Here is an 11,982-nt window from a genome sequence, read left to right as displayed (position 1 = left end):
TCAGTGACGGGTCGTGCTGAACACGTCGACCGGGTGCGGCACCCGGGCCTCGCCGTCGGGTCCAGGTACCGAGACGGCGGCGAGGTAGGCCCGCACCGGGCCGCGTAGCTCGGGGGTCAGCCGTGCCTGCACCGCGAAATCGAGTACCTCGTCGCTCGACGAGGCAAGGTCGACGAGCGCGTTCAGAGTGACCGCGTCGTCGAGCGTGATCCCCTCGGCGGCGAAGGCCTCCTCGACGTCGGCGCTGAACCACTGCCGGTGATCCTCCAAAGGCGGGGCGAGCACATCGACCAGCTCGTTGAGCGCGGCACGCGGTGCGTTGAGCACCCACAGTTGCCCACCGGGTCGCACCAGGTCCAGGGCGCTGCGCAGCGTCTCCCGGAGATCGACGACGTAGTAGATCGAATGCACGAACACGACGACGTCGAAGGTCTCGTCCACCGAGGCGTCGGCGAACGACGAGACGTGTGCCTCGACGGTCAGCTCCCGGGCCTCCAATGCGGCCATCTCGGCCGTGAAGAGTGCAGCGCTCCCGGACCAGGGTTCGATGCCGACGTAACGCACCGGCCTGCCGGGCACCGCCCGCACCAGCCCCTCGGCGAGCCGCACGTCCAGCGAGCCGTCACCACAGCCGACCGAGAGGACCGAGATAGGTCCGTCTCCCAGCTCCGCCATCCGGTCGGCGAGGTGGTCGGCGATCAGGCCGCGTTGGTCGGAGAGCAACTCGAACGCGGCGTGGTCGCGCGCGTAGGAGTCGGGCTCCAGGGCGGGCAGAGCGGCAACACCCTGCCGGAGGGTGCGCAGGTCGTCGAGAAGATCGGCGGCAGCGGTGCTCGTCGGGGTCGGGACTAGGCTCGTCATTAGATCGAGTCAACCACGACGGTTCCTTCCGGTGCCCGCGGTTGTGCTGATGAGCAGACGGGGAGTGGCGTGAGCAGCAAAGACACAGCCGAGCGGAGTCTCGAGCACTGGAGTGAGGCCGGCCGTACAGGCATGGAGGCGTTCTACGCCCTGGCCACCGAGGACTACCGCCAGCTCGCGCTGGCCGCCGACTGGCCTGCCCTGCTCGCCGACCGCGCGCACGGCGGATGGTCGCTGCTGGACGTGGCCTGCGGCAGCGGGAAGTTCCCCACTGCGCTGCGCCGCCACACCGACCTGTCCGCGGTACCCGAGTTGGCCTACGACCTGCTCGACCCGTCGGCGTTCTCCGTCGCCGAGGCCCGAGGCGTTCTAGGGGCGCCTTTTGCCGCCCGCCACGACCTCGTGATGACCCTGCAGGATCTGCCCGTCGAGTACTCCGGTTACGACGTCGTGTGGGCCACGCATGCGCTCTACGCGCTGCCGCCGGCGGAGCTGGACGCAGCGGCCGAGCGTTTCGTCGCCGCACTCGCCCCGGGCGGCCTGGGTCTGATCGCTCAGGCCACCGCGGCCTCCCACTACCTCGCCTTCTACGACGCCTTCCGCGCCGGTGTGCGCGAGGCGACCCCGTACACAACGGCCGAACAGGTGCGCGACGCTCTGGTGCGGGCCGGTGCGGACGTGCGTGATCAGCGCATCACCTACACCACCGGCACGTCCGATCGTGGCGTCGCCGAAGGCTTCCTGCAGCGCTGCGCATTCGACGACTCCGTGTCACTGGACGAGATGGAGGCGGCGCCCGTGTTGGGCGACTACCTCGCCTCCTGCCGCGACGTGTCCGGTTCCTACACCTTCTCCCACGAGGCGGCCCTGCTGTGGCTCTGAGCAACACGACGACCAACGACCGACTTCCCGAAGAGAACCGGGACGGTGGCATCGAACAGGACTGGGCGGGCAACGACCAGGATTGGTGGGACTGGTACGTCACCCTCGCCGCCAACGAGAACGTGCCGACCGAACTGGTCGACGGCCCGGGGTTGCCGGACGTCGCGGCGGCTACCGATGAGCAGGTCGAGTGCGAGCTGGCCGAGCCCTACGACCTCGACCCCGCTGCGATCGAATCATTTGCGCGCGAGGCCTTCGTTCGGCTTCCCGCGGTGCTGTCGCCGGCGGTCGTACGACGTCTTGCCGAACGCCTCGAGGAACTCCTCCGTGCCGAGCATGGCGACGACGTCGCCGGCCGGTTCACTGCGCTGGAGCAGATGTGGCTGCACGACGACCTGATGCGCGCTGTGGCGCTGTCGCCCCGTATCGGTGGTCTGGCTGCGGCCCTGCTCGACGAGCCCGGCGTTCGGCTCTATCACGACAACGCGCTGTCTAAGGAGCCCGGCTGCGGTCGTACGCCCTGGCACCACGACGCCGAGCACTTCCCGCTGCAGACGGTTCAGGCGGTCACGGCGTGGATGCCGATGTCGGCGATTCCCGGCCGGATGGGTCCGCTCTCGTTCGCCCGCGGGCGCGAGGTCCTGGGGGAGGTGTCGGACCTGGAGTTCGACAAGATCGGGACGTCCTACGACGAGGCCGTCACCAAGCGATTCGTCGAACGTGACGTCGCGGTCGAATCGGGCCCGTTCGCGGTGGGCGACGTGTCGTTCCACTCGGCGCTGTGCTTCCACACCGCTGGTCCGAACCTGACCACGCAGCCGCGTCGCGCGCTGGCCACCACCTACTTCGCCGACGGGGCTCGGGTCGTGGAGTCACCGACACTCATCAGTGGCACCTGGCGCGAGTTCCTCCCCGGCATCGAGCCCGGGGGACTGGCAGCCTCGGATCTCAACCCCGTGGTCGGTCGCCGCGGCTGAGCGCTCACCACTCGGACGAGCCTTTTCAATACCATTGGCGAACATGACAGTCGATCGAGTACCGGTTCCTGGCGGAGACATCGCCGTCGAGATCAACAGTGGGACGTCCGCCCCGATTCTCGTCGTTCACGGGGTCTCCAGCCAGCGCATGCTGTGGGGCTGGCTGCGCGAGCAGGCCCCGCACCTGACCCTCGTCGCACCGGACCTACGCGGGCGGGGTGACAGCGTGGACGTCACGGGTCCGTCATCGCTGGGCCGGCACGCGCAGGATCTGGACGCCGTCCTCGACGCGCTGGGACTCGACGCCGTGCACGTGTGCGGAATGTCGATGGGTGCATTCGTGTCGGTGGAGTTCGCGGCCCGGTATCCGTCCAGGGTGAAGAGCCTCGTCCTCGTCGACGGTGGCGTGCCGGTAGGACCACCCGCCGGCCTCACCCGCGACAACGTGGCGGCTGTGTTCGCAGACAAGGTTGCTCAATCACAGCGGCGGTGGAACGACGTGGACGACTACGTTGACTTCTTGGTGTCGACGTCGATGCCGCTACTCGACCGAGCCGACCCGCTGCTGCGGAAGTACGCCGAGCATGACCTGGCCGACGGATCGCCCCGGCTGTCGTCCGCAGCGGTTGTCGCGGACGCCACGGACGTGTTCTTCGGCGACTCGCGCTTCCGCGAACTGACCATGCCGATTCGATTCCTGCACGCACAGTGGAGCGTTGGGGCAGATTCTGCGCCGATGTATTCGGCGCAGGACATCGACGCGCTGGACCTGACAGCGATAAGCCCGATGGTGGGGCTCGATCATGCCGGGACAGTCATGACGCCGGTAGGTGCTGCCGCGGTCGGCGCGATGATCGACGAGGCTGTTGTCTCGCGACCTGACTAGGCTCCGCGGTATGAGATTGATTCTGGACGTGGATCTCGATGCCCTCGAGGGTGACCCGGCCGCAGAAGTGGGGCGCATCCTGCGCTACTGGGCCGGTGCAACAGCACAACTGTCGTTGGATCAGAACGTGTCCCACGATCTGATGGATTCGCAGTATCGACCGGTCGGGACATTCCGGATCGAATGAACCGGCCGCCGACGACTTGTCAGCGGGCGTTGCGGACCTCGGTCGGTTGCAGTAACTGGATGAGGTTCCCGCAGGTGTCGTCGAACACCGCAGTGACCGCCGGCCCCATTTCGACCGGGGATTGTGTGAACCTGACCCCAAGGCCGACAAGCCTCTCGTACTCGCTGTGGATGTCCGTCACTGCGAACTGCGCGACGGGGATACCGTCAGCCACCATGGCCGCGCGAAACGACTGCGCAGCAGGGTGACCCGCAGGCTCGAGCAGCAGCTCGGGGCCTGCCGGGTCTTCCGGAGCGGCCACCGTCAGCCAGAAGTCGGCCCCGATCGGGACCTTGTGCCGGAGCTCGAAGCCAAGGACGTCGGTGTAGAACGCTTCCGCTGACTCCTGGCTGTCGACGAAGATCGAGGTCAATGCGATGCGCATCAGCGATTTTCCTCCTGGTGCTCCTCTGGTCGCCGAGGTGTCGGCGAACCGATTATTGCTTATTCAGTGCTGGGGGCACAGGAACGGTGTGCAGTGCGACCGGGGGAGCGGAATTGGTCGCTGCCGGTTTTGATGGCGCTTGGTCGAAGCGCTCGTCTGTTGCCGCGGAACTAGGGTGGAATGACCCATCCGCGGGTGTCGGTGCTATGACATCTATCGCGCTCGAAAAGCAGGACAGACAGCCCTTCTTGTGAGCAACAGGGCAGAATTCGCCGATTGAGCGTCGAACCGGACAGGTGGGTCGATGGGCGATCATGACCACGCTGTTGAAGTCAATTGCGTTGTGCTGCAGCGATCATAAACTCGCAGAGATCGACTGTTCTCGAAGTGTCTGATCGCCGTTAGCTCACACATTTTCCGGTTTCGCAACCCTGTGACCAGCGTAGATGCGGCCACAACGGTGATTCGTAGCCAGTACGAAGATGGTTACCGTGTGTAGGAGTGACGCAGGGCCGCGTGTGCGGTCCGGATGAACAGAGCAGCAGTTGTCGAGCGACCTGGAGGCCGAGACCGATGGCACGAATATCCGATGAGTACATCGCGGGCACGTGGGTGGTGGATCCACAGGAAAGTGCGGTGAAGTTCTCGATCAGCCACTTGATCTTCATGAAAGTGCCGGGGGTCTTCACCGAGTTCGACGGCCAGATCGTGACTAGTCCCGACGTCACCGAATCGTCTGTCAAGGCGAGCGTTCAAGTGAGTTCGATGGATACCCACAATGCTCGACGCGATGAGAGAACGCTCGCCAAGGACCCGTTCGACGCAGAGAACCACCCAGCCATCACCTACGGGTCGACCGCGATCACACTGAGCAACAAAGGGGTTCGAGTTGACGGCACTCTCACCATTCGCGGCGTCACCCGCCCGGTGGTGCTGGCGGTGAACCAGATTCGGTTCGAGCGCGACGCCAACGGACGTCGCGACGTCCGATTCCGTGCGACGGGGCAGGTGAATCGTCAGGACTTCGGGGTCCGCTTCGCCGTTCCGCTGGATCGACAGGGGATCTTGGCGGGCAACCGGGTCGACATCGAACTCGACGTCAGCGCTCGTCTGCTCGACAATCATGACGATGATGTCGTCTCGAACAAAGCCGGAGGCAATTGACATGGGCGACGACAACTTTGATGAGTCCCCTTTCGTCGTTGTGGTCACTGCAGAGGCCGACCCTTGCCACGCAGAGGGCGGATGGAGCGGCCTCGTGACATCCGTCGAGGCGATTGCGCGGCCGCGGCCAGGAAATGGCGGGGCAATCTGGCTGGCGCAGGGCCGGGGGCTCGGCCCGCTCACCACCCCCGACACCGAACACCTCATGGGGCTGGTTTTCTGGCGCAGCACCGGAGACGCCGAGACGTTTGCCGCGGAACTCACTCGTGCACAACATGATGATCAGTTTGTCGACGACCTCGTCGTCGACGACGGTATCTATCAGTACAGCGCCACGGTGACTGCAAAGCCGGACGACGTGACCCAGGTCGACCCCTCGCGTACCGGGTCGGACCTGGCCCACGAGATCATCCGAATGACACCCGTGAGTGGCAAACAAGGGTGGATCGGCGAGTACAACGAGAGTGAAACACGCGACCACATCAAACATCTCGAGGGCTTCGTCTCAACGAGCTTCTTTCGCGACCTCCGGAGCGATCGAATCGTCGAGTACGTGCAGTGGCGCTCAGCCGCCAACTTGACCGCAGCGTTCGACGACGCGCGATTTGCCGAGCACATGAGCGTGAACAGTCACTACTCTGAAGGCGAAGCGCTCCTATTCGGCATCACTCTGCAGGACAAGGCCTGATCCATGACTCGACTCGAGACGGTTCACGAGATTGTCGGGCCCTGGTCGCTCGCCACCAGCAAGCGATTCTGGGAGGGTTTCGCCCCCGGGAGACTCGCGTCTCAGACGCAGGCTGCGGGCATCCACACCGCCTTTCTCTGCGATACCGACTGGGAGCGGGTGGATGCCGTCATCACCCAGGACGGGCCGTCTGTCCGCATCGTGGTCGAGGGTCCGGGGGAGTTGGATGCCGCGACCGAGCAGGTTCGGCGGCTGCTGTCGATAGACATCGACGGGCGCGGGTGGCCCGATGTCGCGGCGCGCGATGAGGTCATTGCCGATGCGCAGTCTCGGCTCCGTGGGTTCCGGCCGTGCGGGTTCTTCTCGCCCTACGAGGCGGCCGTGTGGTCGGTGCTGACCCAACGCCTGCAGATACGGCAGGCGGTGGCGATCAAGACACGGCTGACGGCGCAGCTCGGCGATGACGGAGCGTTTCCGTCTCCGGCCACTCTGCGTGCGGCATCACTCGATCTGCCCGGACGCAAGGCGGAGTACCTGGATGCGGTCGCCGAGGCCGCTCTCGACGGCCGGCTCGGCGGTTCCTATCTGCGCTCGTTGCCGTCGGCCGAGGCGTTCGTCGAGGTGAAGGGCATCCTGGGGATGGGACCGTTCTCGGCCGAGCTCGTGGTGATCCGCGGGGCGAACTTCCCTGATGTGCTGCCGCGTAACGAGGGCCGACTGAGCGACGAGATCACCAAGCGCTACGGCGTTGATCGCTCGATCGACGAGATCACTGAGGCGTGGAAGCCGTTCCGCTCGTGGGCAGCGGTGCACCTGCGCGCGCTAAAGGCGCTCGAGGAGTGAAAGCTACAACGGTCAGGGTGGACACGTCCGGCAGCCTGGTGATTGCGACCTGATTTTCGTCTGATTGACGCGGAATGGGTTTTGGTGTGCGGAGAGTCGATCGCCACTTCGTCCGGTATCGTCCGCGCATGCGGAGATTGGTGGTCGGGCTAGTGGCCGGCGGTGCTCTGTTCCTTCACGCCGGATGTTCAAACGACCCCGGCGATCCGACGCTCGTGCTGGAGATCGGGGGCGACTATGAATTCGCCACCTACAGCGATTCCTCCGGAAACCACGACTTCGAACGAGGACAGACCAGAGTCATCCTGACCGGAGATGAAATCCCGGAAAGCATCTTCCTCCAGGTGTTGCCATTCCTCGACGGTCGGGCGGCGAAGTCGTGGTGTAAGGCAACCCTGGACGGCGTAGTCCAGTATGAAGCCGGTAGCAACCACGGAGCCTTGTGCTCCGAGTTTGAACCGACGGCGGCGGGCACCAGTTAGATCTCGCGATTGCGTTGCACGTCCGAGAGATTTCGTCACTGTGACGATTCGAAGGATCGCGGTTGCCTGTGGGAGCCTTGGCACGATAAGAGACAAGCCTTGGCACGATAAGAGACAAGCGTCCGACCGAAGATGGCTGCTTCGAGATTGAATGGTCAGGATCTGGGCAAAGGCCTGGAGACATCAACGTCGTGGACGAGAATGCGATAACTAAGCAGGTCGGTGATCGGCGCGGCAGGGTGTCGCCGGTTCTCGAGATGCACGGTCGGGCGGTATTGGATGACCGCACCGCCCGCTGTTGGGCACCATGGCAATCGCGTGCCGATAAGATACATTATGTCAACTTGACGTTAGCCTGCTCGCAATCGCGCTCCACCAGTCGAGTGTGTGCTTGTGGCCTCACATCTGGGTCGGGAATCCGTGTAGCAGGACCATCACCACTGCTGCGTCTTGCGATTCCTCGTCGGCGGCGACGGAGCGGTACCGCTCAACGACCTCGAGCAACTCGACACCCAGGGCGTCGGTCTGAGATGGGGTCAAGCGTAGAACGTTGTCGGCGCTGAACGTCGCGTCGGTCCAATCAGGTCCCCAGGATGTAGCGGTGCGGCCGTATTCCATCAATCGTGACCATTGGTGTTCGAGCATTACGGCTTTGGCCGCCTCCGCTGCGGTGGCACCGTGGGGCGAGTCGCTGAAGTCGGTCGGAAACCATGAAATTCCGTGCGCTGCACGCCACCACCGCTGCCGACCGTCCCCGCTCGCGTTGTCGGTCTCCTCGACAAATCCACTCGAGGCCAGTTGATTGAGGTGGTAGCTGACCGACGCTGGTGATTCCTCGACAATTTCTCCGAGTTGAGTCGCCGTCAGCGAGTCGTGAGCCTTGAGTGCGTAGAGCAGGCGCAGCCGCGTGGGGTGTGACAGAGCTTTGAGCTCGGGCAGGGTCGATACCCGTTTGATGTCGTCACGTGTCTTTCGATTCTCGCTCACGGACGTCATCCTATATCCGCAACGAATCTTGCGCAATAATTCCTTCGCGCTTGGTCGACCGGCCGTGGCGGCGGGCGCCGTCTGATGTCCACCGTGAGCCTCCCGGGCGCAACGGGACGCATCCGTAACTAACTAACTACGTCTGTCGGCGAGCATTTCTGGTCTACGTGCGGCGCGTCATCTGATGGCCGCGGTGCAGCACGAACGTGAGGACCCCCCGGATGGTGTCTATTCGACGATGTCGATGTCGTTGGCTCGGTACTGAAAGCCATCCTGGTTGGCGGTCTCCCACGCGAACTCGACAGTTGCGCCCACCGCCGCGGAGCGGTATCCGGAGACCCGCGAATTTCACTGAAGAATGCCCAGGCGCCGCCGGGTGTCTCCGCCGAGTCGATGACACCCCATCCTTCGTTGGGATTCCAGGATCGGACGGTTCCCGTGGTGCGCGGGAGCGGGTCGCGCGGCGGGGCCGGTGGTAGATCGGCAGGATCAGCTTGCCGAGCAACGCGCAGACCATCGTCACCGTTGTCGACAAACCATAGTGCGTCGCGGAATGCTCCTCTCGGAATGTGCGTGGGAGCGGGACACCGCGACGGCCACACCGCAACCGCCTGGTGAGCGAAGTCGGTGTCGTCGTAGTCGTCGGTTCCGAACTCGAAATCGACCGCCTCACCGGCCGGCAAACCGATCTCCGAGAGATGGTTCCCAGTTGCCAGAACGGCACCCTCGACGAGAACGTCTGCCGTCGTCACGCGACAGCCGCCGGGGGTGTCGACGGAGTCGATCACCCCTTGGCCGTCGTCGAAGTCCCACGATCGGATGATGCCGTGACTGGTCATCTGCAACAGCCTAGATACGGCGTGGTGCGCCTTCTACTGAATTGTCCAGCGGACTCGCGCGGCACCTGTGAATCTCTGCGGGTCATTGGTCACGCACTGCGGTGATGCGGTCTGAATTGGTAAAGCTCATGCAGTAGAAGTGCACTGTTTATGCGTCTCAATGTGATTGAGAACGTCGAATTGACCATCGGTGTATTGACTCGTGGTGGCACTCGGGCACTATCGAGGCACCTACACCGTGCACCGACCGTGCCCGAGTGTCCGCCACCACCTCGATAGGGACTCCCTTGGTACGCACCTACACTCCATGGCTCCTCATCGCCCTCGCCGCGATCGTGGTCTTCGCTGCCAGCGGGGACCTCACCATCGAACAGACCGGTACCCGCGTCGTTGCAGTGCTGTTGACGGCAGCAGTCGTGTCTGCGATCCAGGGCCGGACCGCCCAGCGCGCCAACTGATGACCCCAATGGCGACGCGTGCTGAGACCAGGACACCACAAAGCCGCCGCCCTATCGATCACGCCGACCGCTCGCAACCACCCTGTCTAGATTCCGCTGGCGCATTGCACCTGACGACGAGACATCTGGCGTCGACGATCAGCGCGAATCGCTGCCATGACCAGAGCGATTGTTGCGGCGGCAACGCACAGCCAGCTGAGCCAGAGCAGACCGCCCATCGAGATGGTCACGCCCGCACCCCCGAATACGACCGCGCAGGCGACAAGCCGGTTGACGTGACGTGCTCCCGGTTGTCGGCCGACGCTTGCGACGAGAACGAGTCCGATAACGGCGAGGGCAATCCCGAAGGTCAGATAGACAAACGGTCGGTCGCTCCGGGTCGTCAGAAAGATCAGGTCGTCCGGGTTGGTCATCAGAAACAGTGTCACTGCTACGCCCGCCGCAGCGGCGATCCCGCAAACGATGCATGCGTTACGAACCGCTCCCCCGCTTCGCAGCCACACAGCCACGACCGCGAATGGCGTCACCCACACGGCCAATGCGAGGTGGACCGGCCACAGCTCAGACGGTGCGATCGAGGCCGCAGGCTCGTACACACTTCGGTCCGGAAGTATCCATGCCCCGATGAGCGTCAGCCAGGCGGCGGGGAGGGTCCAGGCAACCGCGGCGACCCATGACAGCGCTCCCCGTTTGCCGACCATCACCGCGAGCGCCGACACTCCGACCCAGATCGCAATGTAGAACACGATCACCGCTTGTTCTGTACCCATTCGTCTCCACAGCAGCTGTCCTGTAGTTAGTCCAAATCTGTTACGAATCCTATCCAGTGGATAGTCAATCTCCGACGTTGTCGGAGGTTAGGCGGTCTAGGCGGGAAAGTCAGTTGTACGTGAGAGGGTTTTGTTTGAGCGGATGTCTGCCAGTGCGGCCTCCAGTGTGGTGGTCACGGCGTCAAAACCGCCGTGGCCCAGTAACAGTCGTCGGGGCGGTGGATCCTGGGCCATCGCCGCGATCACTGCACGGGCACCGCGGCGCGGATCGCCGGGTTGCACGCCGTCCATGTCTGCGAACGCTCCACGGACCTGCTAGAGCATCGCGTGGTACTCGGGAATCGGCTCCGACACTTGCTCCCGGGCGAAACCGGCGTAAGCATTGGTGCGAGTCGCTCCCGGTTCGACCGCCAGTACGGAGACGCCCAGTGCTGCGACCTCGTCCCGTAGCGTCTCGGTGACGGCTTCAAGGGCGAACTTCGTTGCGCTGTAGTACCCGAATCCGGGTGCGGGCCCACGGTGTTCGCGTCTACGCCGCGACCAGTCCCGCCTTCGAGCCCGCCACCTCGTGGTCCCCGGACACCTGGACCCTGCTCGCTAGTACTGAAGAGGGCGGCCCCCTGACCAACCGAACCACCGATCGATCTCGATGTGGACCGTCACCAGCGGGCTATCCCTGGCCGGGTATTCCTTGCCGAGGAAGTGCCTGGAAAGACGATCGATGTCGGCGAGCCCCTCATCGGGCTTGATCGAGACGACGTGCCCCTGGATCGATATGTGAGTACCGAAATCGTCTGCTGCGAGCACGGTCAGCGACACGTGGCCGTTGCTCTGAAGATGCTTCAGCCGGGCGCGGTCGGAGTTCATGCACAGCATGAGAAGCCCGTCGTCTTCGATGAGGTACCAGGTTGCCACTGATACGGGACGGCCCTTCGAGGTGACCGTCGCCATGACGGCCGGGTTGGGCTTTCGCACAATGGCCAGGGCGGATTCAGGCAACGGTGTATCAGACATGGATCCATTGTCTCAGAAACCTGTTTACCCGATTTGGGCCGTGGTTTCGGCTCTGGATCAAAACTGTGGCCTTGGTACCTGAAATCGTTCCGATCGGCGAGCTGACGATTGACTGCCGCGTTATCAGGGAGCTTCGACCGGGGTGCTTCGGATGACCCGAGCGGGTGTGCCCGCCGCGACGACATGATCCGGGATGTCATGGAGAACCACACTGCCCGCACCGACCACCACATTCCGGCCGATCGTGACGCCGGCCCCGACCGTGACTGAGGCGCCCAGCCAAGAGTTCTCGCCGATGACGATGGGCGCTGCGCGTTCCCACCCTTCGCGACGACGGGCATGGTCGTCGACCGGGTGGAGGGCGGTCATGAGTTGGGCGCCCGGCCCGATTCGTACGTGCGCCCCCACAGCGATCGGCGCATCGTCCATGAAAAATGCGTTCCCGTTGACAAATGCGTGGTCGCCCAAATGAATGTTGGTGCCGAAAGTGCAGGTGAATCGCGGAATGACCACGACGTAC

15 protein-coding genes and 1 pseudogene are annotated in these 11,982 nt (G+C 64.0%); 9 read left to right on the top strand and 7 right to left on the bottom strand.

The genetic code is table 11. The features are described 5' to 3' along the window. Entirely contained in the window at positions 1 to 861 is an 861-nt protein-coding gene (locus IEV93_RS21760; RefSeq protein WP_188492921.1) for a class I SAM-dependent methyltransferase, read from the bottom strand. A gap of 69 nt (positions 862 to 930) precedes the next feature. On the opposite strand from IEV93_RS21760, the gene IEV93_RS21755 reads away from it, so the two are divergent. The 4 genes from IEV93_RS21755 to IEV93_RS21740 are packed head-to-tail and all read left to right on the top strand — an operon-like array spanning position 931 to position 3,793. Next, a complete protein-coding gene (locus IEV93_RS21755; protein ID WP_188492919.1) occupies positions 931 to 1,743 on the top strand; it encodes a class I SAM-dependent methyltransferase in 813 nt (270 codons plus the stop codon). After that, positions 1,734 to 2,720, top strand: coding sequence for a phytanoyl-CoA dioxygenase family protein (locus IEV93_RS21750; RefSeq protein WP_188492917.1), 987 nt, complete (start codon positions 1,734 to 1,736; stop codon positions 2,718 to 2,720). Before IEV93_RS21755 ends, IEV93_RS21750 begins: the two co-directional genes overlap by 10 nt. Positions 2,721 to 2,763: 43 nt before the next feature. Then, positions 2,764 to 3,606, top strand: a complete 843-nt coding sequence (locus IEV93_RS21745) for an alpha/beta fold hydrolase (RefSeq protein WP_229705390.1) — start codon at positions 2,764 to 2,766, stop codon at positions 3,604 to 3,606. A gap of 10 nt (positions 3,607 to 3,616) precedes the next feature. Further along, a complete protein-coding gene (locus tag IEV93_RS21740) occupies positions 3,617 to 3,793 on the top strand; it encodes a hypothetical protein (protein WP_188492913.1) in 177 nt (58 codons plus the stop codon). Positions 3,794 to 3,812: 19 nt separating this feature from the next. Here the strand turns inward: IEV93_RS21740 and IEV93_RS21735 are convergent, their stop codons facing one another. Beyond that, positions 3,813 to 4,217, bottom strand: coding sequence for a VOC family protein (locus IEV93_RS21735; protein ID WP_188492911.1), 405 nt, complete (start codon positions 4,215 to 4,217; stop codon positions 3,813 to 3,815). A 573-nt stretch (positions 4,218 to 4,790) separates the two neighbouring features. Here IEV93_RS21735 and IEV93_RS21730 point away from each other — a divergent pair. From IEV93_RS21730 to IEV93_RS21715, 4 genes are all read left to right on the top strand, one after another. Continuing rightward, positions 4,791 to 5,381, top strand: coding sequence for a YceI family protein (locus tag IEV93_RS21730; RefSeq protein WP_188492909.1), 591 nt, complete (start codon positions 4,791 to 4,793; stop codon positions 5,379 to 5,381). A gap of 1 nt (position 5,382) precedes the next feature. Continuing rightward, on the top strand, positions 5,383 to 6,069 hold the full coding sequence (locus IEV93_RS21725; RefSeq protein WP_188492907.1) for a hypothetical protein: 687 nt from the start codon (positions 5,383 to 5,385) through the stop codon (positions 6,067 to 6,069). Positions 6,070 to 6,072: 3 nt separating this feature from the next. Further along, a complete protein-coding gene (locus IEV93_RS21720; RefSeq protein ID WP_188492905.1) occupies positions 6,073 to 6,912 on the top strand; it encodes a DNA-3-methyladenine glycosylase family protein in 840 nt (279 codons plus the stop codon). Positions 6,913 to 7,040: 128 nt separating this feature from the next. Next, positions 7,041 to 7,394 (top strand): hypothetical protein, encoded by a 354-nt coding sequence (locus IEV93_RS21715; protein WP_188492903.1) that lies wholly within the window; start codon positions 7,041 to 7,043, stop codon positions 7,392 to 7,394. 399 nt (positions 7,395 to 7,793) lie between these two features. Here the strand turns inward: IEV93_RS21715 and IEV93_RS21710 are convergent, their stop codons facing one another. Continuing rightward, complete coding sequence (locus IEV93_RS21710) at positions 7,794 to 8,390, bottom strand: ArsR/SmtB family transcription factor (RefSeq protein WP_229705389.1); 597 nt, start codon at positions 8,388 to 8,390, stop codon at positions 7,794 to 7,796. 1,087 nt (positions 8,391 to 9,477) lie between these two features. Here IEV93_RS21710 and IEV93_RS21705 point away from each other — a divergent pair. Continuing rightward, complete coding sequence (locus IEV93_RS21705) at positions 9,478 to 9,678, top strand: hypothetical protein (RefSeq protein WP_188492901.1); 201 nt, start codon at positions 9,478 to 9,480, stop codon at positions 9,676 to 9,678. An 86-nt stretch (positions 9,679 to 9,764) separates the two neighbouring features. On the opposite strand, the gene IEV93_RS21700 is transcribed toward IEV93_RS21705, so the two are convergent. The 4 genes and pseudogenes from IEV93_RS21700 to IEV93_RS21685 all read right to left on the bottom strand — a co-directional run bounded on the left by IEV93_RS21700 (position 9,765) and on the right by IEV93_RS21685 (position 11,975). Further along, complete coding sequence (locus IEV93_RS21700) at positions 9,765 to 10,430, bottom strand: hypothetical protein (protein ID WP_229705388.1); 666 nt, start codon at positions 10,428 to 10,430, stop codon at positions 9,765 to 9,767. Between the two features lie 114 nt (positions 10,431 to 10,544). Next, a pseudogene (locus tag IEV93_RS21695) lies at positions 10,545 to 10,958 on the bottom strand (SDR family NAD(P)-dependent oxidoreductase); the annotation flags it as partial. Between the two features lie 87 nt (positions 10,959 to 11,045). Then, entirely contained in the window at positions 11,046 to 11,462 is a 417-nt protein-coding gene (locus IEV93_RS21690; RefSeq protein WP_188492897.1) for a pyridoxamine 5'-phosphate oxidase family protein, read from the bottom strand. 123 nt (positions 11,463 to 11,585) lie between these two features. Further along, positions 11,586 to 11,975 carry a DapH/DapD/GlmU-related protein gene (locus tag IEV93_RS21685; protein ID WP_308691331.1) on the bottom strand — a complete coding sequence of 130 codons (390 nt, stop codon included), beginning with the start codon at positions 11,973 to 11,975 and terminating at the stop codon, positions 11,586 to 11,588. Positions 11,976 to 11,982 lie beyond the last annotated feature (7 nt).

Origin of the sequence: Williamsia phyllosphaerae, from assembly GCF_014635305.1 — a bacterium.
GTDB classification, from domain to species: domain Bacteria; phylum Actinomycetota; class Actinomycetes; order Mycobacteriales; family Mycobacteriaceae; genus Williamsia_A; species Williamsia_A phyllosphaerae.
The sequence above is the reverse complement of the archived record's forward strand: the minus strand, read 5'-3'. Positions and strand labels throughout refer to the sequence as shown.

Bases quoted from the DNA above. Each gene is read 5' to 3' on its own strand.
- IEV93_RS21745 (WP_229705390.1), top strand. From the start codon at position 2,764: ATGACAGTCGATCGAGTACCGGTTCCTGGCGGAGACATCGCCGTCGAG.
- IEV93_RS21690 (WP_188492897.1), bottom strand. From the start codon at position 11,462: ATGTCTGATACACCGTTGCCTGAATCCGCCCTGGCCATTGTGCGAAAG.
- IEV93_RS21740 (WP_188492913.1), top strand. From the start codon at position 3,617: ATGAGATTGATTCTGGACGTGGATCTCGATGCCCTCGAGGGTGACCCG.
- IEV93_RS21760 (WP_188492921.1), bottom strand. From the start codon at position 861: ATGACGAGCCTAGTCCCGACCCCGACGAGCACCGCTGCCGCCGATCTT.
- IEV93_RS21710 (WP_229705389.1), bottom strand. From the start codon at position 8,390: ATGACGTCCGTGAGCGAGAATCGAAAGACACGTGACGACATCAAACGG.
- IEV93_RS21735 (WP_188492911.1), bottom strand. From the start codon at position 4,217: ATGCGCATCGCATTGACCTCGATCTTCGTCGACAGCCAGGAGTCAGCG.
- IEV93_RS21715 (WP_188492903.1), top strand. From the start codon at position 7,041: ATGCGGAGATTGGTGGTCGGGCTAGTGGCCGGCGGTGCTCTGTTCCTT.
- IEV93_RS21730 (WP_188492909.1), top strand. From the start codon at position 4,791: ATGGCACGAATATCCGATGAGTACATCGCGGGCACGTGGGTGGTGGAT.
- IEV93_RS21720 (WP_188492905.1), top strand. From the start codon at position 6,073: ATGACTCGACTCGAGACGGTTCACGAGATTGTCGGGCCCTGGTCGCTC.
- IEV93_RS21725 (WP_188492907.1), top strand. From the start codon at position 5,383: ATGGGCGACGACAACTTTGATGAGTCCCCTTTCGTCGTTGTGGTCACT.